The organism is Agrococcus baldri, from assembly GCA_900114805.1.
Taxonomy (GTDB): domain Bacteria; phylum Actinomycetota; class Actinomycetes; order Actinomycetales; family Microbacteriaceae; genus Agrococcus; species Agrococcus baldri.
In genome coordinates, this window is record FOZN01000003.1 from 160,420 (window position 1) to 181,826 (window position 21,407).

The 21,407-nt window shown below is 73.4% G+C and carries 20 protein-coding genes and 1 tRNA gene; 14 read left to right on the forward strand and 7 right to left on the reverse strand.

Annotated elements, in window-relative coordinates:
- The gene (locus BM288_RS09040; RefSeq protein ID WP_092918137.1) at positions 1-249 is read right to left on the reverse strand and encodes a helix-turn-helix domain-containing protein; all 249 of its coding nucleotides are present in this window, start codon (positions 247-249) and stop codon (positions 1-3) included.
- 108 nt (positions 250-357) lie between these two features.
- Between BM288_RS09040 and BM288_RS09045 the strand changes: the two genes are divergently transcribed.
- Genes BM288_RS09045 through BM288_RS09060 form a run of 3 tightly spaced genes read left to right on the forward strand, consistent with a single transcriptional unit; the run spans position 358 to position 3,735 of the window.
- The gene (locus tag BM288_RS09045) at positions 358-969 is read left to right on the forward strand and encodes a hypothetical protein (protein WP_092918139.1); all 612 of its coding nucleotides are present in this window, start codon (positions 358-360) and stop codon (positions 967-969) included.
- Positions 966-2,219 carry a CpaE/TadZ family protein gene (locus tag BM288_RS09055; protein WP_143103074.1) on the forward strand — a complete coding sequence of 418 codons (1,254 nt, stop codon included), beginning with the start codon at positions 966-968 and terminating at the stop codon, positions 2,217-2,219. Before BM288_RS09045 ends, BM288_RS09055 begins: the two co-directional genes overlap by 4 nt.
- 4 nt (positions 2,220-2,223) lie before the next feature.
- The gene (locus BM288_RS09060) at positions 2,224-3,735 is read left to right on the forward strand and encodes a sensor histidine kinase (protein ID WP_092918145.1); all 1,512 of its coding nucleotides are present in this window, start codon (positions 2,224-2,226) and stop codon (positions 3,733-3,735) included.
- 99 nt (positions 3,736-3,834) lie between these two features.
- On the opposite strand, the gene BM288_RS09065 is transcribed toward BM288_RS09060, so the two are convergent.
- Positions 3,835-4,083, reverse strand: a complete 249-nt coding sequence (locus BM288_RS09065; protein ID WP_072314150.1) for a WhiB family transcriptional regulator — start codon at positions 4,081-4,083, stop codon at positions 3,835-3,837.
- Between the two features lie 138 nt (positions 4,084-4,221).
- Here BM288_RS09065 and BM288_RS09070 point away from each other — a divergent pair, with 138 nt between their 5' ends.
- Positions 4,222-4,623 carry a hypothetical protein gene (locus tag BM288_RS09070; protein ID WP_092918147.1) on the forward strand — a complete coding sequence of 134 codons (402 nt, stop codon included), beginning with the start codon at positions 4,222-4,224 and terminating at the stop codon, positions 4,621-4,623.
- Positions 4,624-4,626: 3 nt separating this feature from the next.
- Here the strand turns inward: BM288_RS09070 and bcp are convergent, their stop codons facing one another.
- Complete coding sequence (gene bcp / locus BM288_RS09075) at positions 4,627-5,097, reverse strand: thioredoxin-dependent thiol peroxidase (protein WP_092918149.1); 471 nt, start codon at positions 5,095-5,097, stop codon at positions 4,627-4,629.
- A 69-nt stretch (positions 5,098-5,166) separates the two neighbouring features.
- On the opposite strand from bcp, the gene BM288_RS09080 reads away from it, so the two are divergent.
- Positions 5,167-5,239, forward strand: a tRNA-Lys gene (locus tag BM288_RS09080).
- 58 nt (positions 5,240-5,297) lie between these two features.
- On the opposite strand, the gene BM288_RS09085 is transcribed toward BM288_RS09080, so the two are convergent.
- The 3 genes from BM288_RS09085 to BM288_RS09095 form a co-directional block, all read right to left on the reverse strand.
- Positions 5,298-6,521, reverse strand: a complete 1,224-nt coding sequence (locus tag BM288_RS09085; protein WP_092918151.1) for a pyridoxal phosphate-dependent aminotransferase — start codon at positions 6,519-6,521, stop codon at positions 5,298-5,300.
- Positions 6,522-6,625: 104 nt separating this feature from the next.
- A complete protein-coding gene (locus BM288_RS09090; RefSeq protein ID WP_177220330.1) occupies positions 6,626-7,498 on the reverse strand; it encodes a PfkB family carbohydrate kinase in 873 nt (290 codons plus the stop codon).
- Positions 7,499-7,538: 40 nt separating this feature from the next.
- Positions 7,539-7,763 carry a hypothetical protein gene (locus tag BM288_RS09095; protein WP_092918155.1) on the reverse strand — a complete coding sequence of 75 codons (225 nt, stop codon included), beginning with the start codon at positions 7,761-7,763 and terminating at the stop codon, positions 7,539-7,541.
- 144 nt (positions 7,764-7,907) lie between these two features.
- Between BM288_RS09095 and BM288_RS09100 the strand changes: the two genes are divergently transcribed.
- The 5 genes from BM288_RS09100 to BM288_RS09120 all read left to right on the forward strand — a co-directional run bounded on the left by BM288_RS09100 (position 7,908) and on the right by BM288_RS09120 (position 15,931).
- On the forward strand, positions 7,908-8,480 hold the full coding sequence (locus tag BM288_RS09100) for a TetR/AcrR family transcriptional regulator (protein WP_092918157.1): 573 nt from the start codon (positions 7,908-7,910) through the stop codon (positions 8,478-8,480).
- On the forward strand, positions 8,480-11,458 hold the full coding sequence (locus BM288_RS09105) for an MMPL family transporter (protein WP_092918159.1): 2,979 nt from the start codon (positions 8,480-8,482) through the stop codon (positions 11,456-11,458). Before BM288_RS09100 ends, BM288_RS09105 begins: the two co-directional genes overlap by 1 nt.
- Complete coding sequence (locus BM288_RS09110; RefSeq protein WP_092918161.1) at positions 11,455-13,674, forward strand: YhgE/Pip family protein; 2,220 nt, start codon at positions 11,455-11,457, stop codon at positions 13,672-13,674. Before BM288_RS09105 ends, BM288_RS09110 begins: the two co-directional genes overlap by 4 nt.
- A 186-nt stretch (positions 13,675-13,860) precedes the next feature.
- On the forward strand, positions 13,861-14,316 hold the full coding sequence (locus BM288_RS09115) for a DUF6220 domain-containing protein (RefSeq protein ID WP_092918163.1): 456 nt from the start codon (positions 13,861-13,863) through the stop codon (positions 14,314-14,316).
- A 34-nt stretch (positions 14,317-14,350) separates the two neighbouring features.
- Positions 14,351-15,931 carry a multicopper oxidase family protein gene (locus tag BM288_RS09120; RefSeq protein ID WP_318255450.1) on the forward strand — a complete coding sequence of 527 codons (1,581 nt, stop codon included), beginning with the start codon at positions 14,351-14,353 and terminating at the stop codon, positions 15,929-15,931.
- Positions 15,932-15,935: 4 nt separating this feature from the next.
- Here the strand turns inward: BM288_RS09120 and BM288_RS09125 are convergent, their stop codons facing one another.
- Complete coding sequence (locus tag BM288_RS09125; RefSeq protein ID WP_092918165.1) at positions 15,936-16,601, reverse strand: class I SAM-dependent methyltransferase; 666 nt, start codon at positions 16,599-16,601, stop codon at positions 15,936-15,938.
- Between the two features lie 83 nt (positions 16,602-16,684).
- Between BM288_RS09125 and BM288_RS09130 the strand changes: the two genes are divergently transcribed.
- Genes BM288_RS09130 through BM288_RS09145 form a run of 4 tightly spaced genes read left to right on the forward strand, consistent with a single transcriptional unit; the run spans position 16,685 to position 21,343 of the window.
- Complete coding sequence (locus tag BM288_RS09130) at positions 16,685-17,767, forward strand: 3-oxoacyl-ACP synthase III family protein (protein WP_092918167.1); 1,083 nt, start codon at positions 16,685-16,687, stop codon at positions 17,765-17,767.
- A gap of 20 nt (positions 17,768-17,787) precedes the next feature.
- Positions 17,788-18,612 carry a glycosyltransferase family A protein gene (locus BM288_RS09135; protein ID WP_092918169.1) on the forward strand — a complete coding sequence of 275 codons (825 nt, stop codon included), beginning with the start codon at positions 17,788-17,790 and terminating at the stop codon, positions 18,610-18,612.
- Positions 18,609-19,790, forward strand: coding sequence for a cytochrome P450 (locus tag BM288_RS09140; RefSeq protein ID WP_318255451.1), 1,182 nt, complete (start codon positions 18,609-18,611; stop codon positions 19,788-19,790). The genes BM288_RS09135 and BM288_RS09140 overlap by 4 nt, the downstream gene beginning before the upstream one ends.
- 2 nt (positions 19,791-19,792) lie before the next feature.
- Positions 19,793-21,343 carry a class I adenylate-forming enzyme family protein gene (locus tag BM288_RS09145; protein WP_092918171.1) on the forward strand — a complete coding sequence of 517 codons (1,551 nt, stop codon included), beginning with the start codon at positions 19,793-19,795 and terminating at the stop codon, positions 21,341-21,343.
- Positions 21,344-21,407 lie beyond the last annotated feature (64 nt).

The following is a 21,407-nucleotide window of genomic DNA, read 5'->3' on the forward strand; positions in this document are numbered from 1 at the left end:
TCAGCGCTCGCCGAAGAGGTCCACGATGCTCGGCGTCTGCGCCTGGCGCCAGAGGCCGCGCCGGCGCTCGAGCTCGAGCTCCCGGTCGATCCACGCCTGCACCTCGTCGTCGGCGACCCGCCAGGCGCCGCGCACGCGCACCCCGCGGAGCTCGCCGGCCTCGAGCAGCTCCACGACGGCGCCGGGCGTCGAGCCCAGCACGTCGGCGACGTCTGCGACCGCGAGGAAGCGGCGGGGTTCCATCGACATGCGCACCATTGTGCGCCAGTCGGGGCCGACGTGAGCGGAGGCTGTGGAGAACTTCAGCGACGTGTCGCGGCGACGTGTCAGGTTGTCGTCGTCGACGAGGGAGGACGCATGGCCGCACGCCGCACCTGGATGGATCCGAGGCTGGTGATCGGGGTGGTCCTCGTGCTCGTCTCGCTCGCGGGCGTCTGGTTCGTCGTGCAGCAGTCGTCGCGCACCGAGACTGCGTGGGCGGCGACCCGCACGCTGCTGCCGGGCGACATCGTCGCGGCGGGCGATGTCGAGCAGGTCGATGTGCGGCTGCCGCAGTCGCAGGACCGGTACCTGGATGCCTCGGCCGACCCGGTGGGCATGCTCGTCGCGTCGACGGTCGGCACGGGCGAGGTGCTGCCGGTGCGGGCGCTCGGCGATGCGGCGAGCGAGGATCGCTCGGCGATCGTCGTCGACATCGAGGGAGCGCTGCCGCGGGCGGTGCGCACGGGATCCCTCGTGGACGTCTGGACCGCGGCTCCGACGGAGGACGGCTACCAGGCGCCCGCCGTGCTCATCGACGACGCGATCGTCGTCGGCGTGCTGGAGGACGAGGGGATCCTCGCGAGCTCGGCGCAGCAGCTCGAGCTGCTCGTGCCGACCGACGAGACCTCGGTGCTGCTCGAGGCGATGTCGAACGAGCACGTGCTGAGCGTCGTGCCGCTCGCTCAGCCCGTCGAGGCGGCGCCGTGATCGGCATCGCGGTCTCCGCGCCGCTCGAGCGGGAGGATGCCGTCGTGCGGGAGGCCGCTCGGCACGGGCATCGGGTCGCCATCCGTGCAGCCACGGCAGCCGACCTGCTCGAGCGCCTTGCCGCTCGAGCCGACGACGCCGAGCCGAGCATCGATCTCGTGCTGGTGGTCGCCGACGAGCGGCACGCCAGCCGCGACCTCGTCGACGCCTGCGACCGGCGAGGCATGCGGCTGCTCGCGCTGGCCGATGACGCTCCGGAGCGCGCGCGTGCGCAGGCGCTCGGGATCGATGCGGTCGCATGGGACGACGGCTTCGCCGCGATCGAGGCGCAGGTGCAGCCGTCGGCTCGATCCCAGGGCGAGCCCGAGCGCGCGAGCGGCCGCGTCGTCGCCGTCTGGGGACCCGCCGGTGCGCCCGGCCGCACGACCGCTGCGATCGCACTGGCGGCCGAGCTGGCGCTCCTGGGGCAGCGGGTCGCGCTCGTCGACGCCGACACCACCAGCGCATCCGTCGCGCCAGCGCTCGGGCTGCTCGACGAGTCGCCGGGCTTCGCCGCGGCAGCGCGGCTCGCCCGCGCGGGCAGCCTGACCGTCGACGAGCTCGACCGCATCTGCCAGCAGGTGCCGAGCATGGGCGGCACCGTGCGCGTGCTCACCGGCATCGGGCGCTCGAGCCGCTGGCCGGAGATCGGCGGCGACCGCGTGGCCGAGGTGCTCGAACGCTGCCGCGACTGGGTCGATGTGACCGTGGTCGACGTGGCAGCGAGCCTCGAGCGCGACGAGGAGATCTCCAGCGACCTGTTCGCGCCGCGCAGGCACGCCGCGACGCTCGCGTCGCTGGAGGCCGCCGACGAAGTGCTCGTCGTCGCCGGCGGCGACGCGGTCGGCATCGCCAGGCTCGTGCGCACTCTGCCGGAGCTGCGCGAGCTCGTGCCGCAGGCGCGCGTGCGGGTGGTCGTGAACAAGGTGCGTGCCTCGGCCATCGGCATCGCGCCTGAGCGCGCCGTGCAGGAGACGCTGCGCAGGCTGGCGGCCGTCACTCCCGAGGCCTGCTGGCCGTTCGACGGCAGGGCAGCGGATGCGGCGCTGCTCGAGGGCCGCCCGCTGGTCGACGTCGCGGGCCGCTCGCGCCTGCGAGGCAGGGTGCAGGAGCTCGCGACCGCACTGATCCCGTCGGAGGCGCCGGCGAGCCGCGCGTCGCTGCGCGCGGCGGAGCGGCCCAGGCGGCGGTGGCTTCCCGCGCTACGCTGAGGCGGTGACGAGCCTGACGTCGATCGCCGAGCGCTACGGCCTGCTGAGTGACCCGGACGTGCGGTGGCTGCATCGGCTGGTCGCCGACTTCCAGCTGCTGGCCGACCTCGCCATCGGCGACATCGTGCTGTGGCTGCCGACCGGTGACGACGACGGCTACATCGCGGTGCAGCACGCGCGCCCCGCCGGCGCCGCGACGCTCTTCTACCGCGACATCGTCGGCCAACCGGTGCGGAACGCATGGCGCGAGCAGGTCCACCGGGCATACACCGAGGGCGTCTCCCTCGACGCCGACTCGCCTGAGTGGGGCGTCGAGTCCGACGCCAAGGTGCGGGCGATCCCCGTGCGGCGCCGCGAGGTCGAGCCCTCGGTCGCGCTCGTGCAGCAGCCGATCGCCGTCATCACCCGCCATGCCAACCACGCCGACACGCGCAGCGCCGGCCGCCTCGAGCGCACCTTCCGCGAGTGCGCGAGCGAGCTGTTCCGGATGATCGCCGACGCCGACTTCCCCGACCCCGCAGCACCGTCGGGCCAACGACGCGGCGCGGCCCGCGCATCCGACGGCCTGATCCGCCTGGACCAGGCGGGCGTCGTCACCTTCGCGAGCCCGAACGCGCTCTCCGCCTTCACGCGGCTCGGCTTCCGCGGCGAGCTGGAGGGCGAATCGCTCGCCGAGATCACGACCGAGCTGATCGACGAGTCGCACGAGGTGGATGAGGCGCTGCCGCTCGTCGTCACCGGCAGGGCGCCGTGGCGCACTGACATCGAGACGAGGCTCGTGACGCTGACGCTGCGCGCGGTGCCGCTGCGGCAGGGCTCGGCGCGGCTGGGCGCGCTCGTGCTGGCGCGCGACGTCACCGACATGCGCGCGCAGGAGCAGACGCTCATCACCAAGGACGCAACGATCCGCGAGATCCACCATCGCGTGAAGAACAACCTGCAGACGGTCGCTGCGCTGCTGCGGATCCAGTCCCGGCGGTCGAAGAGCGAGGAGTCGCGCACCGCGCTGCAGAACGCCGAGCGGCGCGTCTCATCGATCGCGGTCGTGCACGACACGCTCTCGGAGGGCCTCAGCCAGTCGGTCGACTTCGACCAGGTCTTCGACCGGGCGATGAAGCTCACGAGCGAGCTCGCGTCGATCCACGGCGCGCAGGTGCGCACCGAGCGGCAGGGCACGTTCGGCGTGCTGCCGAGCGGCTACGCGACGCCCCTCGCCCTTGCCCTCACCGAGCTCGTCACCAACGCGGTCGAGCACGGTCTCCCGGGCAGGAAGGACGGGCTCGTGCGGATCACCGCCGCGCGCGACGAGAAGTGGCTCACCGTGCAGGTGTGCGACAACGGCTCGGGCCTGCCGCCGGGCCGGGTGGGCTCCGGGCTCGGCACGCAGATCGTGAAGACGCTCGTCACCGGCGAGCTCTCGGGCACGATCGACTGGGGCGCCAGGGCGATCGAGGGCACCGAGGTGACGGTGAAGGTGCCGCTGTCGTACATCCGCTCGGACGACGACACCGCCTGACGCGCCCGGCGTCACCGCGCGCTCAGCCGCTGCAGCGCGGTGCTGACCGCACACAGAAGCGGGGCCGCCCGAAGGCGACCCCGCTTCTCTCGTGCTGCGTCAGCCGGCGCGGCGAGCGCGCGCGGCGCGGCGCTTGAGCGCGCGGCGCTCATCCTCGGAGAGGCCGCCCCACACGCCCGAGTCCTGGTTGGTCTCGAGGGCGTACTGGAGGCACATCTCGGTCACCGGGCACGTCGCGCAGACTGCCTTCGCCTTCTCGATCTGCTCGAGCGCTGGGCCGGTGTTGCCGACCGGGAAGAACAGCTCGGGGTCCACCGTGAGGCAGGCAGCGTCATCACGCCAATCCATACATGTGCTCCTTGTACATTGGAGGGGGAAGTCGCGCTTCGCGGGAATCCGCGGCGCAGAAGACTCGGGGCGCAGCAGCGGTGCCGCCCGACGTTCTATGCTTCCACAGCACCCCCAGAGAGGCAAGGGTTTTCTTCTGTGAGCGATCACTCCAGACTTCGGCCGCGCACGGCTTCGACGGCCGGCGGCCTCCTGCTGCTCGAAGCGCTCGGCATGCTCGTGATCGCCGCCTGGGTGGCCATCTCGGCGCTCGGCGACGGGCCGCAGCACGTCGCCGGCGGCCTGTTCCTGGCGGCGCTCGCGGCGGGCTCGGCCTTCTTCCTGCTGCAGGCCGGCAGGGCGATGCTCGACGGCCGATCCTGGTCGCGCGCGGCCGCCGTGGTGTGGCAGGTGCTGCAGCTCGGCGTCGCCGCAGGCACCTTCAACGGGGGAGAGGGGCCGGTGTGGCTCGCGCTCATCCTGGCCGCGCTCGCGGTGACGGTGCTGGTGCTCGTGCTGCGCCGGAGCGTCACCGTGTGGTTGCGCCCCGAGGTCGAGTAGCCGTCAGTCGCTGAACGCGAGCCGCTTGTGGAGCATCTCGAGGTGGCCCTTCGCTTTCGTGTTGTAGAAGGCGTGCGTGATCACGCCTTGCTCGTCGAGCACGAAGGTCGAACGGCGCACGCCCTCGACGAGGCGGCCGTAGCTGTTCTTCTCGCCGAACGTGCCCCAGGCGCGGTGCACGGCGAGGTCCTCGTCGCTCAGCAGCGGGAAGGTGAGCGCGTCGAGCTCATGCGCTCGGGCGAGCCGCTCGATCGAGTCGCGCGATATGCCGACGACCGCATAGCCGTGCTGCGACAGATCGGGCAGACGGTCGCGGAAGTCGCACGCCTGCTGCTTGCACGCGACGGTGAGCGCCTGCGGGTAGAAGTAGACGATCGCCTTGCGACCGCGCAGATCGGCGAGCGAGACGGGAGTGCCGCTCTGGTCGGGCAGGGTGAAGTCGGGTGCGGCCATGCCGGGCTGGAGGTGCGTCATCGGTTCCATCCAAGCAGTGCACAAGTGCTCGCAACGTCTGGTATCGTTATTCCTCGGTCGAGAGACCATGCACCTCTAGCTCAATCGGTAGAGCAGTTGACTCTTAATCAATTGGTTCCGGGTTCGAGTCCCGGGGGGTGTACAGCGAGAAAGCCCGGCGCAGAGCGCCGGGCTTTCTTCATGTCGTGAGGCAGTCCTGGCTACTGCCGGTAGGACGCCAGGAAGTTGCCGATCCGCTCGACCGCGTCTTCGAGGTCGCGCTTCCACGGCAGGGTCACGATGCGGAAGTGGTCGGGTGAGGGCCAGTTGAAGCCCGTGCCGTGCGTGACGAGGATCTTCTCCTCGCGCAGCAGGTCGAGCGCGAACTGCCGGTCGTCGTGGATCTCGTGCACCTCGGCCTCGAGCCGTGGGAAGAGGTAGAGCGCCCCCTTCGGGTTGACGACGCTCACCCCGGGGATGCGCCGCAGCCCCTCCACGGCCGCGTCCCGCTGCTCGAGCAGCCGGCCGCCGGGCAGGATGAGGTCCTCGATCGACTGGTGGCCCCCGAGCGCCACCTGGATGCCGTACTGCGCCGGCACGTTCGGGCACAGGCGCGTCGATGCCAGCAGCGTCAGCCCCTCGAGGAAGCCGGCCGCGTGCGCCTTCGGCCCCGTGATCGCGAGCCAGGCGGCGCGGAAGCCTGCCGCGCGGTAGGTCTTCGACAGCCCGTTGTACGTCAGCGTCAGCAGGTCGGGCGCGAGCGTCGCGATCGAGATGTGCTCGGCGTCGTCGTAGAGGATGCGGTCGTAGATCTCGTCGGCGAGGATCAGCAGCGAGTGCTTGCGCGCCAGGTCGACGATGCCCTGCAACGACTCGCGCGTGTAGACGGCGCCTGTGGGGTTGTTCGGGTTGATGACGACGATCGCCTTCGTGCGGGGCGTGATCTTCGCCTCGATGTCGTCCAGATCCGGCACCCAGTCGTTCGCCTCGTCCGTCAGGTAGTGCACGGGCGTGCCGCCGCCGAGCGAGGTCATCGCGGTCCAGAGCGGGTAGTCCGGCGCGGGGATGAGCACCTCGTCGCCGGCATCCAGCAGCGACTGCATCGTCATCGTGATGAGCTCCGAGACGCCGTTGCCGAGGAAGACGTCGTCGACGCTCAGCTGCGGGAAGCCCGCGACGCCCTCGTAGCGCGTCACGACCGCGCGGCGTGCCGAGAGGATGCCCTTCGAGTCGGAATAGCCCTCGGCGAGCGGCAGGTTCGCGATCATGTCCTGCACGATCGTGTCGGGCGTCTCGAAGCCGAACGGCGCGGGATTGCCGATGTTGAGCTTCAGGATGCGATGCCCCTCGGCCTCGAGCCGCGCGGCCTCGGCGGCCACCGGGCCGCGGATCTCGTAGAGGACGTGCTTGAGCTTCGAGGACTGATCGAGCGACTTCAGGGCCATCACCCCATGCTAGGCGCGCGCTGGAGCTGAAAGCGGCGGCCCGTTCGGGCCGACGCTGCGATGCCAGCGCCCGGGTCCGTCTCCGACCCGGTCCACCGGTGCTGTCAGCTCACTTCGTCGGGCAGCTGCAGCAGCCCTCCCGCCGAGCGCGTGGTCGCGGCGGCCACGGCCATGGCGCGCTCGAGCGGCGCCGCCCATCCGCCCTCGTGGTCACGGGTGATGACGGATGCGGTGAGCGAGGCGAGCACGCTGTCACCGGCGCCGATGGTGTCGACGATGGGCCTCGACAGCTCGGGCACGGGCGCCGAGACGTAGCCGCGCGCCGACGTGATGACCGCGCCTTCGGAGCCGCGTGTGACCGCCACCGCACCCGCACCGGCACCGAGCCAGCGGGAGGCGGTCTCGCTGGCATCCTCGCCGTAGACCAGCTCGGTGTCCTCGTCGCTCACCTTCACCAGCAGCGCCCGGCCGGCCAGTCGGTCGAGCCCGGCCGCGAAGCGCTCGCGAGCCCCCTCGGCCTGCAGGTAGCCGGGCCTGGCGTTCGGATCGATCAGCAGCCGCTCGCGCGAGTGCGAGAGCGCCAGTAGCGGGGCAATCTGCGCCGGGTGCTCGAGCGCGAGGCACGAGACCACCACGAGCGGCGCCGCCTCGAGCAGGTACTCGAGCCCGGCCAGGTCGACGAAGCGCGACGTGCCGGCCTGGTTGAACTCGTAGTGCATGGTGCCGCCGGCGCGCACGGCGCTCGCGACCGCCGTGCCGTGCGGCGCATCCGTCGCCAGCAGCTCGACGCCGTGCGCGGCGCAGTGCTCGCGCACCAGCCGACCTGCGGCGTCGTCGCCGACCATGGCGATCAGCCGCGCGGGCACGCCCAGGCGGGCGAGGCCGACCGCCACGTTGAGGGCGGCGCCGCCGACGATCGACGCGCCGTCGACCTCATCGACGAGCGCGTCGCCGATCACGACGACAGGGTCGGTCACGGGCACTCGTACCGCGGGACTGCCGTGAGGGACCTAAGGCTCACTTGCGCTTAGCCGCCTTGCGCAGCTCGCGCTCGAGCTCTTCCTGCCGGATGCCCTCGTCGCGCTGGCTGACGGCGCCGATGGCGAGCGCCACGCCGATGCCCCAGCTGGCCCACAGCAGAGCGAGGCGCCAATCGCGCGGTCCGGTCCGCGTCGCCCTGAACACTGGCCAGGCGCTGGTCACCGAGCTGATCACGCTCGCATTCATCAGGTACTTGCGCATGTCGCCTCCTCGTCGCGACCAATGTATCGGCGGCGACCTGAACACCGGACGCGAGCCGACGCATCCGCCCGACGACGGCGCAGGATCGAGTCAGACTGACCGATCGGTCGACATCTGACCGATCGGTCAGTACAGTGGTGTCACGTGACCACTCGCGATGAGATCCTCCAGGCCGCGCTTGAGCGCTTCGCCCGCTACGGCTACCTCGGCAGCTCGATCCAGCAGATCGCCGACGACGTCGGCACCTCGAAGTCGTCGGTGCTCTACCACTTCGACTCGAAGGAAGCGCTGCTCGAGGCCGCGATGCAGCCGACCATGGACGCGCTGAGCGCGCTCATCGACGCGCTGCCCGCCGCCAAGGACGACAAGGTCGCCGCCGCCCCCGCACTCGTCACCCGCTTCGTCGACACGCTCATGGCGCACAGCGCCGCCGTGTCGATCTTCGTCACGCAGCGCGGCGCCCTGCAGGAGGTGCCCGCGATCGTGCGCGGCAACGCGATCGTCGACACCATCGCCTCGACCCTGGTGCTCGAGGCGCCCACCACGCGCAGCCTCACGCGGCTCTCGATCGGCCTCGCCGGCGTCGCGTTCATCCTCGCCGACGCGGTCGACACGACCCATGAGCACCCCAGCCCGGAGGAGATGCGCGAGATCTTCATCGACACGCTGCTCGAGCTGTGCATGCCCGAGGCCGTCGCCGCCGGAGAGGACGCCTGATGGCCACCTGGCTCTCGCGGGTCGGCGCCGCATCCATGCGCCGCGCCTGGTTCGTCATCATCGCCTGGGTGATCGCCCTCGCCGGCGTGCTCGGCGGCGCGTTCGCGCTCGGTCCGAACATGCAGGAGTCGTTCGACATCCCCGGCACCGAGTCGCAGGAGGCGCTCGACCACCTCGGCAGCGTCTTCCCGCAAGTCGCGGGCAGCTCGGTGCAGGTCGTGCTCTCCGCCGATGGCGGCATCGAGGCGCACCGCGACGCCATCGAGCGGCAGGCCGAGGCGATCGGCGACATCGACCTGGTGGCGCAGGCGGTCGACCCGTGGAGCGAGTTCGCGAACGACCAGATCTCCGCCGACGGCACGGTCGCGTACACGCTCGTGCAGTTCGAGCCCACCGACGGCGCGAAGCCGACGACCCTCGACGAGGTGGTGGCGACGGCGGATGCGCTGCGCGCGTCGGGCGTGCAGGTCGAGTTCGGGGGTCAGGTCTTCCAGTCGCAGTCGGTCGGCGTCACCATCGTCGAGGTGTTCGGCGTGGTCTTCGCCGGCGTGGTGCTGTTCGTCACGTTCTGGTCGCTGCTGACCGCCGGCATGCCGCTGCTGACCGCGCTCGTCGGGGTCGGCATCACCATGGGCGGCGTGCTGGGCGCCTCGGCGCTGGTCACCGTCTCGAACTCTGCGCCGCTGATGGCGCTGATGATCGGGCTCGCCGTCGGCATCGACTACGCGCTGTTCATCCTCTCCCGGCACCGCTCGCAGCTGGCGCGCGGCATGGGCGTGATCGCCTCGGGCTCGCTCGCCGTCGGCACCTCGGGCACGGCGGTGGTCTTCGCCGGCATCACGGTGATCGTGGCGCTCGTGGGCCTGCTGATCGTGAACATCCCGTTCCTGTCGGTGATGGCGATCGGCGCCGCCGGCTCGGTGGCGGTCGCCATCGCCGCGGCCACCACCCTGCTGCCGGCGATCATGGCGCTCGCGGGCGAGCGGCTGCGGCCGAAGGCCGGCGGCCGCGCGCACCGGCTGGCGCTGCGCGACGTCGACGCGGAGCCGACGCTCGGCATGCGCTGGGTCACCGCCGTCTCGAAGCGTCCGCTGCTGGCCATCCTGGGCGTCGTCGCGGTGACGGTCGTGACGGCGCTGCCGGTCGCCTCCCTGCAGCTCGCGCTGCCCGACAACGGCCGCGAGGCCGCCGGCAGCACGCAGCGCATCGCGAACGACACGCTGCAGGAGGCCTTCGGCGACGGCACCACCGGGCCCTTGGTGGTGATGCTCGACATCACGCAGGTCACCGACGTCATGGGCACGATCGACGCGGTCGCCGACGAGCTCGAGCAGGTGCCGGGCGTCGACCGCATCGCCGGCGCCTTCCCCGACGCGACCGTCGACACGGCCATCATCCAGGTGATCCCGACCACGGGGCCCGCTGACGTCGCGACCGTCGACGTCGTGCACGCACTCCGCGAGCTCGCGCCCGCGATCGAGGCCGAGCACGCCACGCCGATGGCGGTCACCGGCATGACCGCCGTGCAGATCGACCTCTCGCAGCGCCTCGCCGACGCGCTCGTGCCCTTCGGCGCCGTGGTCGTCTCGCTCTCGGTGCTGATCCTGCTGCTGGTGTTCCGCTCGATCCTGGTGCCGCTCACGGCGGCGCTCGGCTTCGTGCTCTCGGTGCTGGCCGCCTTCGGCGCGACCGTGGCGATCTTCCAGTGGGGCTGGGCCGCCGAGCTGCTGCACTTCGAGGCCGGTCCGATCCTGTCGTTCATGCCGGTGCTGACGATGTCGGTGCTGTTCGGGCTGGCGATGGACTACCAGATGTTCCTCGTCAGCGGCATGCGCGAGGCCTACGCCCACGGGCACCCGTCCGATCCCGACAGGGCGAGGAGCGCCGTGCGGCACGGCTTCGCCGCCAACGCCCGCGTCGTCACCGCGGCGGCGCTGATCATGTTCTTCGTCTTCTTCGCGTTCGTGCCGGAGGGCATGGCGATGATCAAGGCCATCGCGTTCGGGCTCGCATTCGGCGTCGCCATCGACGCCTTCCTGGTGCGCATGACGCTCGTGCCGGCGCTCATGACCCTGATGGGCGAGCGCGCCTGGTGGCTGCCGAGGTGGCTCGACCGCATCCTGCCGAACATGGATGTCGAGGGCGAGAGCCTCGGCCGGCACCGCGCCGCACTGGCCTGGGCGGCGGATGCGGGCGGTCACCTCGCGCTCGAGCGGCTGCGCCCCGAGCTGGGGCACGACCTGCCGGGCGAGCAGTCCTGGACGCTCACGGCCCCGCGCGGCGCGGTCGTGCGCCTCGACGGCTCGTTCGCCGAGCGGCAGCGCCTCGCGCACGCGCTGCTGAGCGACATCGGCGCGACCGGCAGTGCCCACCTCGGCGGCGCCGCGCTGCCGGGCGACGCGGCGACCATCCGGCAGCGGATGGCGCTGGTCGATCTCGACCTGGCAGGATCCGGCAGCCACCAGGAATCCGCCCACCAGGCCGCGCGGGCAGCGCTCGCACTGCGCTCGCCCTTCGCGATCGGCACGGTGCTCGACCGCCGGGCGAGCACCCTTGTCGAGCGCGCCGGCATCGCGGCGGGCACGCCCATCGACGCCGCGGCGCCCATGGCGCGCCTCGCGCCGCTCGCGCGCGCCGCCGTGCTGCTGGCCATCGCGATGGAGCGCACGCCGAGCTTGCTCTGGATCGACGCCGCCGGCGGCGCGCCCACCGGCGCGGCCGCGATCGCAGCCCGGCTGGGCGGCGACGACGTGACCATCGTCACGAGCGAGGCATCGCCCGAGGCGCACGGCCGGGCGGCGATCGAGCTCGCCCCGGCCAGTGCTGCAGCTGAAGACCGTGCCGCAGCGGAGGACCGCCTGGACGAGCCGCGCGAGGCCGAGGCGGCCCGCGCGGCGGCCGCAGCCGCATCCGCCCACCCACCGACCGACAGCGACGCCCCCGCCGGCGATCTCGCGACCACGGGAGCAGACCGATGAGCCCAGTGTCCACTTCCTTCGGGTTCACGCCCTCTGGGCTGAAGAAGGCCGTCGCCCTGACCGCGGCGGCAGCGACCCCGTTCGCGATCGCCGCGCTCGCCGCCTGGTCGTTCGGGCCGGCCGCCGACGGCGAGCGCGACGTGCCGGCCGCGGTCGTGAACCTCGACGAGATGCTCACGACCACCGCCGCCGACGGCACCGAATCGAGCATGTTCGCCGGGCGCCAGGTCGTCACCGACCTGGTCGCCGACGAGGACGACGGCTTCGCCATCCGCATCCTGAACGAGGAGGATGCCGCCGACGCGCTCGCGGCCGGCGAGGTGCAGGCGATCGTCACGATCCCCGCCGACTTCTCGCAGCGGGTGCTGAGCCTGCAGGGCGAGGAGCCGCAGCAGGCGGGCATCCGCATCGTCACCGACGCGAGCTCCAGCGGGCTCGCGACCAGCCTCGCGACCGAGACCGGGGAGGCGATCATGAACTCATTCGGCGACATGGTCACGAACGGCTTCATCTCGGGCATCTACGGCGGCATGGGTACGATCGCAGAGCAGCTCGGTGCCGCGGCGGACGGCGGGGATGCGCTGGGGGCTGGAGGCGCGGACCTCGCCTCCGGCCTGGGCGACCTCGCCGGGGGCATCGACCAGCTCGCCGACGGCGCGGGGCAGTCGCAGGACGGCGCTGCGCAGCTCGCGGACGGCGGGCAGCAGCTCGCCGCCGGGCTCGGCACCGCGCAGGGCGGCATCGGGCAGCTCGCCGACGGCTCGGCGCAGCTGAGCGACGGCGTCGACCAGTACACCGGCGGCGTCGACCAGCTCGCCGGTGGTGCCGCGCAGCTGAGCGACGGCGTCGCGCAGTACACCGCCGGCGTCGACCGGTTCGCCGCCGGTGTGCAGCAGGCGACCTCGCAGATCTCTGCAGGGCTCGACGAAGCGGTCGCGGCCGGCGGCATCGGCCAGCTCGAGACCGCCATCGGGCAGTCGAGCACGGGCGCGGCACAGCTCCTCGCGGCGCTCGAGGCCGACCCCGCCACCGACCCGCAGGCGTTGGAGGCCGCGCGGCAGCTGGCCGGCGGGCTCCAGCAGCTGGATCAGCAGGACCTCGCCGGGCAGCTCACCGCCGGCCTGGGGGAGGCCACCGCCGGCCTCGACCAGCTCGACGCCGGCGCGACGCAGCTGATCGCCGGCGGCGCTGGCCTCCGCGACGGCGCATCGCAGCTCGCCGACGGCGCGGCGCAGGTCTCGGCGGGCTCGCCGGCGCTGCGCGAGGGCGCATCGCAGCTCGCCGACGGCCTCGGCCAGCTCGACGGGCAGTTCGGCGCCTCCGTCTCCGGGGCGCAGCAGCTCGCCGACGGCACCGGCGAGCTCGCCGGCGGCCTCGGCCAGCTGGAATCGGGCGCGGTGCAGCTCGCCGCGGGTGCGCGCTCGGCCCAGACCGGCGCCGCGCAGCTCGGCGACGGCGGCACCGAGCTGGCCGACGGGCTGCGCGAGGGCATCGCGCAGATGCCGCAGCTCAGCGACGCCGAGCTCGCGCAGCTCTCCGACGTCGCCACCAACCCGATCGGCTTCGACCTCGCCCAGCAGCACGCCGTGCCGACCGGCGAGGCGCGCGTGGCGACGATCGCCGTGCCGATCGGCCTGTGGCTCGGCGCGCTCGCGCTGGTGCTCGTGCTGCTGCGCGCCGCCAGGCGCACGCTCGCCTCGGCGGAGTCCGACGGCCGCGTGCTCATGACCCTGCTGATCCGCTCCGCCTGGGTCGTCGGCCTGCAGGCCGTGCTCGCGACGCTCGTCGTGCACGCCATCGGCGGGGTGGCCTGGGCCTCGGCGCCGGCGACGCTCGGCATCGCGCTGCTGTTCGCGGCGGTCGCGACCCTGCTGCACGTGGCGCTGGTCGCCTGGTGGGGGCCGGTCGGAGCGGTGGTCTCGCTCGTGCTGCTGGCGCTGCAGGCGGTCGCCGCCGGCGGACTCGTGCCGCGCGAGGTGCTGGGCGAGGGCTTCGCCGCCATCGCGCCGGCGCTGCCGATGACGCACGCGGTCGATGCGCTGCAGGCGGTCTCGGCCGGCGCCGGCGGCGCCGGCGGCGCGGTCGCGATGCTGCTGCTGTTCGCGGGGTTCGGGCTGCTCGCGGCCTATCTGGCCGTGCGCGCGGCGCGGCGCCGCGAGACGGGCGAGCGCGTCCGCGCGCTCGACGCGCTGGCACCCACCCCAGCCGTGGCTTGAGCAGATCCTGCGCCGGCGCGCATTGACACGGCAGCGGCGCAGGGCGAAGATAACGCTGTTCGTCATCGGTCGCGCGCTGACGAGCCGCCTCTCCTGCCGCGACGCAGCACGCATCGCGATGCGCCGAGCACGCTCGGCACCTCAGCAGCGCCCGATCCGGGCATCCGGTTCCAATGGAGGAATCACATGCGCACGACCTATCGCGTCCTCGCATTCGTCATCTGCGGCCTCGTCATGCTGCAGGCCGCTTCCCACGCCTGGCTCTCCTCAGGCCTGGCGATCTACATCGGCGAGGGCGGCACCCTCGACCCGAACGCGCCGCCCGCCTTCCCCGAGGCGCTGGGCTTCATGATCCACGGCATGAACGGCATGTACGTCATCCCGGTGGTGGCGATCCTGCTGCTGGTCGTGTCGTTCTTCGCGAAGGTTCCCCGCGGTGTGATGTGGGCGGTGGTCGTGCTCGTGCTCGTCGCGCTGCAGGTGACGCTCGGCATCCTCGGCCACGAGATGTCGGCGCTGGCGTTCCTGCACGGCCTGAACGCGCTGCTGCTGTTCGGCGCCGCACTCCTGGCGGGCATGCGGGCGAAGGCGCCGGCACGGGTCGCCGCCGAGGCGCCCCGCACCTCCGTCGGCGTCGGCTGACGCCGGGCCGCCCGGCACAGCGCAGGAGCCTCCGGTGCGCCCGACCCGCCGCTCGCGGGCCGGGCGCATCGGGCGCGTGCTGGCCGGGCTTGTCGCACTCGCCGCGCTCGTCGCCGTCGGCACGATGTGGTGGTCGAGCCTGCGCCCGGCGACCTACTCGGCGCTCGCGATGGGCGTGCCCGACACCGGCGACGGCACCACCAGCGCCGACGCCGACCACGGGCACGGCGTAGGCGACGACGGGGACGGCCCCGACGCATCCGCCGTGCCCGTCACCGAGCTGGTCGCCGACCCGCTGCGCGTGCCAGACGTGCACGTCGAGCTCGTCGCGCGCGCCGAGAGCGTGACGCTGCCGTCGGGGGAGTCGTTCGACGGCATCACGCTCAACGCCGTCACGCCGGGCCCGGAGATCCGCCTGCGGCAGGGGCAGCTGGTGGAGGTGGTGCTGGTCAACGAGTCGGTGGCGGGCGGCGCGACCCTGCACTGGCACGGCGTCGACGTGCCGGCGGCCATGGACGGCGTCGCCGGGGTGACGCAGGATGCGGTGCTGCCCGGCGAGCGCTTCGCCTACCGCTTCGTCGCCGAGGACGCCGGCAGCTACTGGTACCACTCGCACCAGGTCTCGCACGAGCAGGTGGTGGCCGGCATGTTCGGGGCGCTGATCGTCGAGCCGGTCGAGCCGGGTGGCGCCGACGGGCCGGACGGGGCTGATGAGCCGGGCGATCCCGATGAGCCGGACGAGCCAGGCGGCACCGCATCCGACGCCGTCGCGCTGCTGCACACCTACCCGGGCACCTCACGCACGCTCAACGGCACGGCCGGCGAGGTGCGGCACGAGGCAGGGCCGGGGGATGCGGTGCGGGTGCGCGTCGCCAACACCGACAGCACCCCGACCGCGGTCTGGGTGAGCGGCGGACCCTTCCGCGTGCTCGCGGTGGACGGCACCGAACTGCACGGGCCGACCCCGCTCGAGCGGCAGAGGCTGCAGGTCAGCGCTGGAGGACGCATCGACCTCGAGGTGACGGTGCCGGCCTCCGGAGCCGTGCGCGTGCAGGCGCTCGGCGTCTCGCTGCTCGTCGGCCCGGCGGATGCCGAGGCCCCGACGGTCCCCGCGCCCGCCGAGCTCGTCGACCTGCTGCACTACGGCACCCTGGCGCCGCTCGGCTTCGACCCGACGCGGCCCGACCGGAGCTTCGCCTACGACATCGGCCGCGCTCCCGGCTTCCTCGCCGGCGTGCCCGGCATCTGGTGGACCATCAACGGGCGGATGGGCGACGACGTGCCGATGTACATGGTGCGGGAGGGCGACGTGGTGGAGATGCGCATCACCAACGGCTCTGGCGAGGTGCACCCGATGCACCTGCACGGTCACCACGTCGTGGTGCTCGCGCGCGACGGGGTCGCTGCCACCGGGAGCCCGTGGTGGGTGGACTCGCTCGACGTCGGCCACGGCGAGAGCTACGACGTCGCCTTCGTCGCCGACAACCCCGGCATCTGGATGGACCACTGCCACACGCTGCCGCACGCGGTTGAGGGGCTCGTGACGCACCTCATGTACGAGGGCGTGACGACGCCGTTCCTGCTCGGGCGGGGCTCCGGGAACGAGCCGGAGTAGCGCCTCACGCGCGCCGGAACTCTGCCCGCCACACGCCCAGCCGGCTGGGGGAATCGGGCGCCGCGAACTCCTCCACCGACACGGCCGTGAGCCCGCCCTGTCCGAATGCCTCGATCTCTTGCCGGTGCAGCGGCCACGGCGGGCCGCCCTCGCCTTCCCGCTCGGCGATGGCTTGCACCACCAGCAGTGAGCCGCCGGGCGCCACGAGTGCGCGGACACCGGCGGTGAGCTCCTTCCGGACGCTGGGATGCACGGCTTGGACTGTGTAGATCTCGACGACGAGGTCGAACGCGCCGATCCACTCGTTCGGCAGATCGAGCAGATCGCCGACGGCGTACGTCACCGCCGAGCCGTGGCGCCGGTCGCGGGCCGCGGCGACGGCGGTCGGCGAGATGTCGAAGGCGGTCGTCGTGTAGCCGAGCCTGGACAGGTGCTCGGCATCGGCGCCGAGCCCGCATCCGACGACGACGGCGGCGCCGCTCGCGGTGCCGGGATCAGGGGCGCCCATCCACGATGCCAGTGCAGGGTGCGGCGCGTCCCGCTCCCACGGCATCGTGATGTCGCCGTGGTCGGCGGCCGCCCAGAGCCGCTCGAACCAAGCTGTGGGCTCGGTCGGATCGGCGTTCCCGAGCCGTGCGGTCTCGGACTGCCAGGAGCGGGGTTCGACCATGGCGTCGACGATAGGTGGGCGCGGGCCCGCGGACAAGGTCGCGCCGTCCGGCGTGCGCCAGCTCAGCGGATACGCTCACGCGTGTGCCGACCACCTCTGCCATCGCCGCCGTCGGCACCCATCTCCCGCAGCGCATCCGCACGACCGAGCAGACCGAGCGCCGGCTGCGCGACGAGAACCCCGGCGTGGCGCTGCCGGTCGGGCTGATCCGGCGCATGACCGGCGTCGACCGGGTGCACGAGCGCGAGGAGGGCCAGCAGGCCTCCGATCTCGCGGTCGCGGCCGCCCGCGAGGCGCTCGCGGCATCGCCGGAGCCGGTCGACCTGCTCATCTTCGCGAGCGCTAGCCAGGATCTCATCGAGCCCGCCACCAGCCACATCGTGAACGACAAACTGGGCCTGGGCGTGCCGGTGTTCGACGTCAAGAACGCCTGCAACTCGGTGCTCAACGCTATGCAGGTCGCGCACGCCATGATCGTCAGCGGCCAGGCCCGGCGGGTGCTCATCGCCAGCGGCGAGACACCGACGAGCGCGGTGCGCTGGCGGGTCGCCGACCGCCACCAGTTCGTGCGCTCGTTCCCCGGCTACACGATGAGCGATGCGGGCGCCGCGCTCATCCTCGAGGCGACGGATGCGTCGGCACGGCCGGGCGGCGCCGGTTCCGCGGGCGCCGGTGCCGTGAGTGCTGATCCGGTGGGTGCCGACCGTGCCGCGGCCGACACCGGCATCGTCGAGATGGCTTTCTCCGCTGCCAGCCACCACTGGTCGATCGGCACGCTGCCCATGGGCGGCTCGATGCGACCGCGCGACCCCGAGGCCACCTACTTCGACATCGACGGCCGCGGCCTGCAGCGGGCATTCCTGGCGCTCGGGCCAGAGCTCGTCACCGGGCTGCTGGCGCGCAGCGGCATCGCGCTAGCCGACCTCGACCTCGTGCTCATGCACCAGGTGGCCGAGCCGCACCTCGGCCCGATCGCCGACCGGCTGGGCCTCGGCGTCGAGATGATCCTGCCGACGGTCGCGCAGCACGGCAACCTCGCCTCGGCGACCCTGCCGATCCAGCTGCGCACGGCGCTCGATCAGGGACTCGTCGGGCCGGGCAGCCTCCTGCTGCTGGTCGGCCTCGCCGGCGGCATCAGCCTGGGCGCCGCGGTGGTGCGGCTGTGAGCGGGACGGCTGGTGCGGCTGTGACCGCGGCGGACGGGGCGCTCCGTCGCGGCGGCCAAGGGCCGACGGATGCGCGGGGCCGGCTCGCGGTCGTCGTCCCGGTCTACGACGAGGCGCGCGGCATCGCGCCCACGCTGCGGCAGCTGGCGGCGCAGCGCGACGGCGACTTCGACGCGATCTTCGTCGACAACCGCTCCACCGACGGCTCGCGCGCGGTGATCGAGGCGTTCGCACGCGAGCGCGGGCTCGACCGCTGGCGCGTCATCGACGAGCCGCAGAAGGGCACCGGCGCGGCGGCCGACACCGGCATGCGGGCGGCGATCGCGGCCGGCGCGACGATGCTCGCGCGCACCGACGCCGACTGCATCCCGCGGCTCGACTGGACTGCACGCATCCGCCACGCCCTCACGCCGAGGGGCGCGGGCGGCCTGGGGCTCGAGCTCGTCGCGGGCAGCCTCGTGCCCCGCCACGACGAGGGGCTCGGGCCGGTGCTGCGCACGCTGCTGATGGGCGCGGTGCACGTGGCGGATGGGTTCGGCGTCGTCAGGCCCGACAACAACGGCCCGCAGTTCCACGGCCCGTACGTCATGGCGCCGGGCTGCAACCTGGCGATCACCGCGGCGATGTACGTCGCGGCGGGCGGCTTCCCTCGCACCGCGATCGAGGAGCTGCACGAGGATCGCGCGATCGTGAACGCCGTGCGGCGGCTGACCGGCAACTACGCGCGCCGGCGCGACGTTGTCGTGCGGGGCTCCTCGCGGCGTGTGCAGGCGTGGGGGCTGAAGAACACGCTGCTCTGGTACAAGGATCACGCGTACCGGCCGGAGCACGTGGACATCCGATGAGCGGGACGGACCGCCGGCGCGGGCTGGCGCTCGCGATGCGCCGCGACGAGCGGCTGATGCGCGCGGTGCACCCGATCGGCTACCCGCTGCTGCAGGCGGTGCCGGGGCCGGTGCGGCGGGTGCCGGGCCTGGGCGTGGTGGTGAAGGATGCCGCGCTCGCGCGGCAGGTGCTGCTCGACGGCGAGGGCTTCTCGAAGCAGGGGCCGGGCGCCTCGAGCGACCTGTGGACGCCGGTGCTCGGCGCCCGGGTGCTCGTGAACATGCACGGCGAGGACCACCGAGCGCTGCGGCGCCGGCTCGCGCCGATCTTCTCGCCCTCGTTCGTCGAGCCGCTCGTGCAGCAGAGCCTCGGGCCCGGGGCCGCAGCGGTCGAGCGGCGGCTGCTCGCGGGGGAGCGCGTCGACCTGGCCGCCCATGCGCGGCGGTCGGCGAGCGCCGCCATCGCGCTGCTGGTCGGGCTCGAGCGCGAGGCCGTCGACGACCGGCTCTTCCGGCAGATCGCCGGCATCACCGGCATGGTGCGGCTCACGCGGCCGACGCTGAGCCCCGCCCAGGTGCGCAGCGCGCGAGCGGTGCTCGACTCGCTCGGCGAGCACGCGGCCGCCGCCTACCGCGGCGACGAGTCGACCCTGCCGGGGCGGCTGCGCGGGCTCGGCCTCTCGGAGGACGAGGCGCTGGGCGCCGTGGGCGCCTTCATCCTCACCGGCACCGAGACGATCGCCGCGGCGATCCCGCGCATCGTCGCGCTGCTGGCCGACAGCGGCACCCTGCGCGAGGCGCGCGATGAGGCCGGCGCCGAGCGGGCGATCGCCGAGGGGCTGCGCTGGACGACGCCGACGCCGGTCATGCTGCGCTCCACGATCGCCGAGCGCACGGTCGGCGCGCTGCGGGTCGCGCCCGGCGACCGCGTGATCATCGCCACCTACGCGGCCGACCGGGCGGCCGGCGGCTTCGACCCCGCGAGCGACCGGGCGGCGAGCCTCAAGCAGCTCTGGTTCGGCGCCGGCGCGCACTTCTGCATCGGGGCGCCGCTGGCGATGGCCGAGATCCGGCTGGCGCTCGCGGCCCTGCGCCGCGTCGAGGCATCGGGCCGTCAGGTGCGTGTCACGGCCCGCACGCCCGCCCGCGGCCAGCTGCTGCCCGGCTATGCACGACTCATCCTGGAGGCCCGCCCGTGAGCATGCTCGAGGCCGTCCTGGCCGCCACCCGCGAGCACGCGGCGCTGCCGGCGATCACCGGGGGCGGCCGCACCCTGCACTTCGCGCAGCTGGGCGAGCGCATCGAGCGCACGGCGACGGGGTTGGCGGATGCCGGCATGCGGCCGGGCGATCGGGTCGCGTTCTCGGTGCGGCCGTCGGTCGACGCCGTGGTGCTGGCGCTCGCGGTGTGCCGGGCGGGCGGGCAGATCGCCTTCGTCGACCTGGGCGCCGGGCCCGAGCTGCTCGCCGCCAGGCTGGCGCTCGCGCAGCCGCAGTGGACGGCCGCCGAGTCGCTGCTGCACCTGGTCTCCGCCCCGGGGCTGCGCCGCATCGCCCGCAGCCGCGGCGTCGACCTGCCCGCCTACCGCGAGCTGCTGCCGAACGCCCGCCACATCGTCACCGGCCGCGCGCTGCCCGGCGCGCCGCGCGGCGCGCTGCGGCTCGACCGGCTGGCGCGCACCGCACCGCGCGCGCTGCCGCCGGCAGACCCCGCCGCCGATGCGCTGCTCATCTTCACCTCCGGCACCACCGGTGAGCCCAAGACCGTGCTGCACACGCTCGCCTCCCTCGGCGCAGGCCTCGCCGACATCCGTGCCGGCCTCGGGCTCGAGCCCGGGCTGCGCGTGCTCACCGACCAGCTCATGATCGGCCTGCCGGCGCTCATCGCCGGCAGCCACTGGACGCTGCCGCCTGCCGGTCTCGACCCGGCCGCCTCGCCCGCGCGGTACCTGCCGCTGCTGGGCGCCGCCGACGCGATCTTCGCCTCTCCCGCAGGCCTCGACGCCATGCTCCGCGAGCTCGACGAGCGGCGGGCCGCCGGCGCCGAGCGGTACGAGAGCGCCGTGCGCCTGATCGCGCTGGGCGGCGCGCCGGTGCTGCCGCCCCTCATCGAGCGCGCGCTGACGCGCTTCCCCGACGCACGCATCCGCTGCGTGTACGGCATGAGCGAGATCCTGCCGGTGGCGATCGCCGACGGTGCCGAGAAGCTGCACGCGAGCGGCGAGGGCGACTACGTGGGGCGCGTGGCCTCGAGCGTCGATGCCCGCATCGACGACGGCGAGCTGGTGCTGGCCGGACCCGGCCTGGCCCGCGCGTACGTGCACGAGCTGCCGCGCGAGCTCGGCGAGGTGCGCACGGGCGATCTGGCGCGCATCGACGGCGACCGGCTGACGCTGCTGGGTCGCAAGAAGGACATGCTGCTGCGCGGCACCCAGAACATCTACGTCGGCCTGTACGAGCCGGTGATCGCCTCGCTGCCGGGCGTCGCCGACGCCGCCATGGTGGGCGTGCCCGACGCGATCGGCGACGACCGCGTCGTGGTCGCGGTGGTGCCCGAGGGTGCACCGGAAGATCTCCCGGCCGACCCTGCGCATCCGCTGGCCCGACGCGTCGCGGCGGCGCTGCCGGGCCTCATCGACCACGGCGCGCTGCCCGATCTGGTGGTGGCGATCGGCGCGCTGCCCAGGCGGGGGCGGATGCGCAAGCCCGACCGGGGCGCGCTCGTCGCCCTGGTCGCGCCCCACGTCTCGTAGCGCGGAAGTGCGGCTAGGGTGCACGATGAATGGTCGGCTCAGATGATGTGAGCCCCACGCTCAG

Bases quoted from the DNA above. Each gene is read 5' to 3' on its own strand.
- BM288_RS09040 (WP_092918137.1), bottom strand. From the start codon at position 249: ATGTCGATGGAACCCCGCCGCTTCCTCGCGGTCGCAGACGTCGCCGAC.
- BM288_RS09045 (WP_092918139.1), top strand. From the start codon at position 358: ATGGCCGCACGCCGCACCTGGATGGATCCGAGGCTGGTGATCGGGGTG.
- BM288_RS09065 (WP_072314150.1), bottom strand. From the start codon at position 4,083: ATGGATTGGCGTGATGACGCTGCCTGCCTCACGGTGGACCCCGAGCTG.
- bcp (WP_092918149.1), bottom strand. From the start codon at position 5,097: ATGACGCACCTCCAGCCCGGCATGGCCGCACCCGACTTCACCCTGCCC.
- BM288_RS09085 (WP_092918151.1), bottom strand. From the start codon at position 6,521: ATGGCCCTGAAGTCGCTCGATCAGTCCTCGAAGCTCAAGCACGTCCTC.
- BM288_RS09095 (WP_092918155.1), bottom strand. From the start codon at position 7,763: ATGCGCAAGTACCTGATGAATGCGAGCGTGATCAGCTCGGTGACCAGC.
- BM288_RS09105 (WP_092918159.1), top strand. From the start codon at position 8,480: ATGGCCACCTGGCTCTCGCGGGTCGGCGCCGCATCCATGCGCCGCGCC.
- BM288_RS09110 (WP_092918161.1), top strand. From the start codon at position 11,455: ATGAGCCCAGTGTCCACTTCCTTCGGGTTCACGCCCTCTGGGCTGAAG.
- BM288_RS09115 (WP_092918163.1), top strand. From the start codon at position 13,861: ATGCGCACGACCTATCGCGTCCTCGCATTCGTCATCTGCGGCCTCGTC.
- BM288_RS09125 (WP_092918165.1), bottom strand. From the start codon at position 16,601: ATGGTCGAACCCCGCTCCTGGCAGTCCGAGACCGCACGGCTCGGGAAC.
- BM288_RS09140 (WP_318255451.1), top strand. From the start codon at position 18,609: ATGAGCGGGACGGACCGCCGGCGCGGGCTGGCGCTCGCGATGCGCCGC.
- BM288_RS09145 (WP_092918171.1), top strand. From the start codon at position 19,793: ATGCTCGAGGCCGTCCTGGCCGCCACCCGCGAGCACGCGGCGCTGCCG.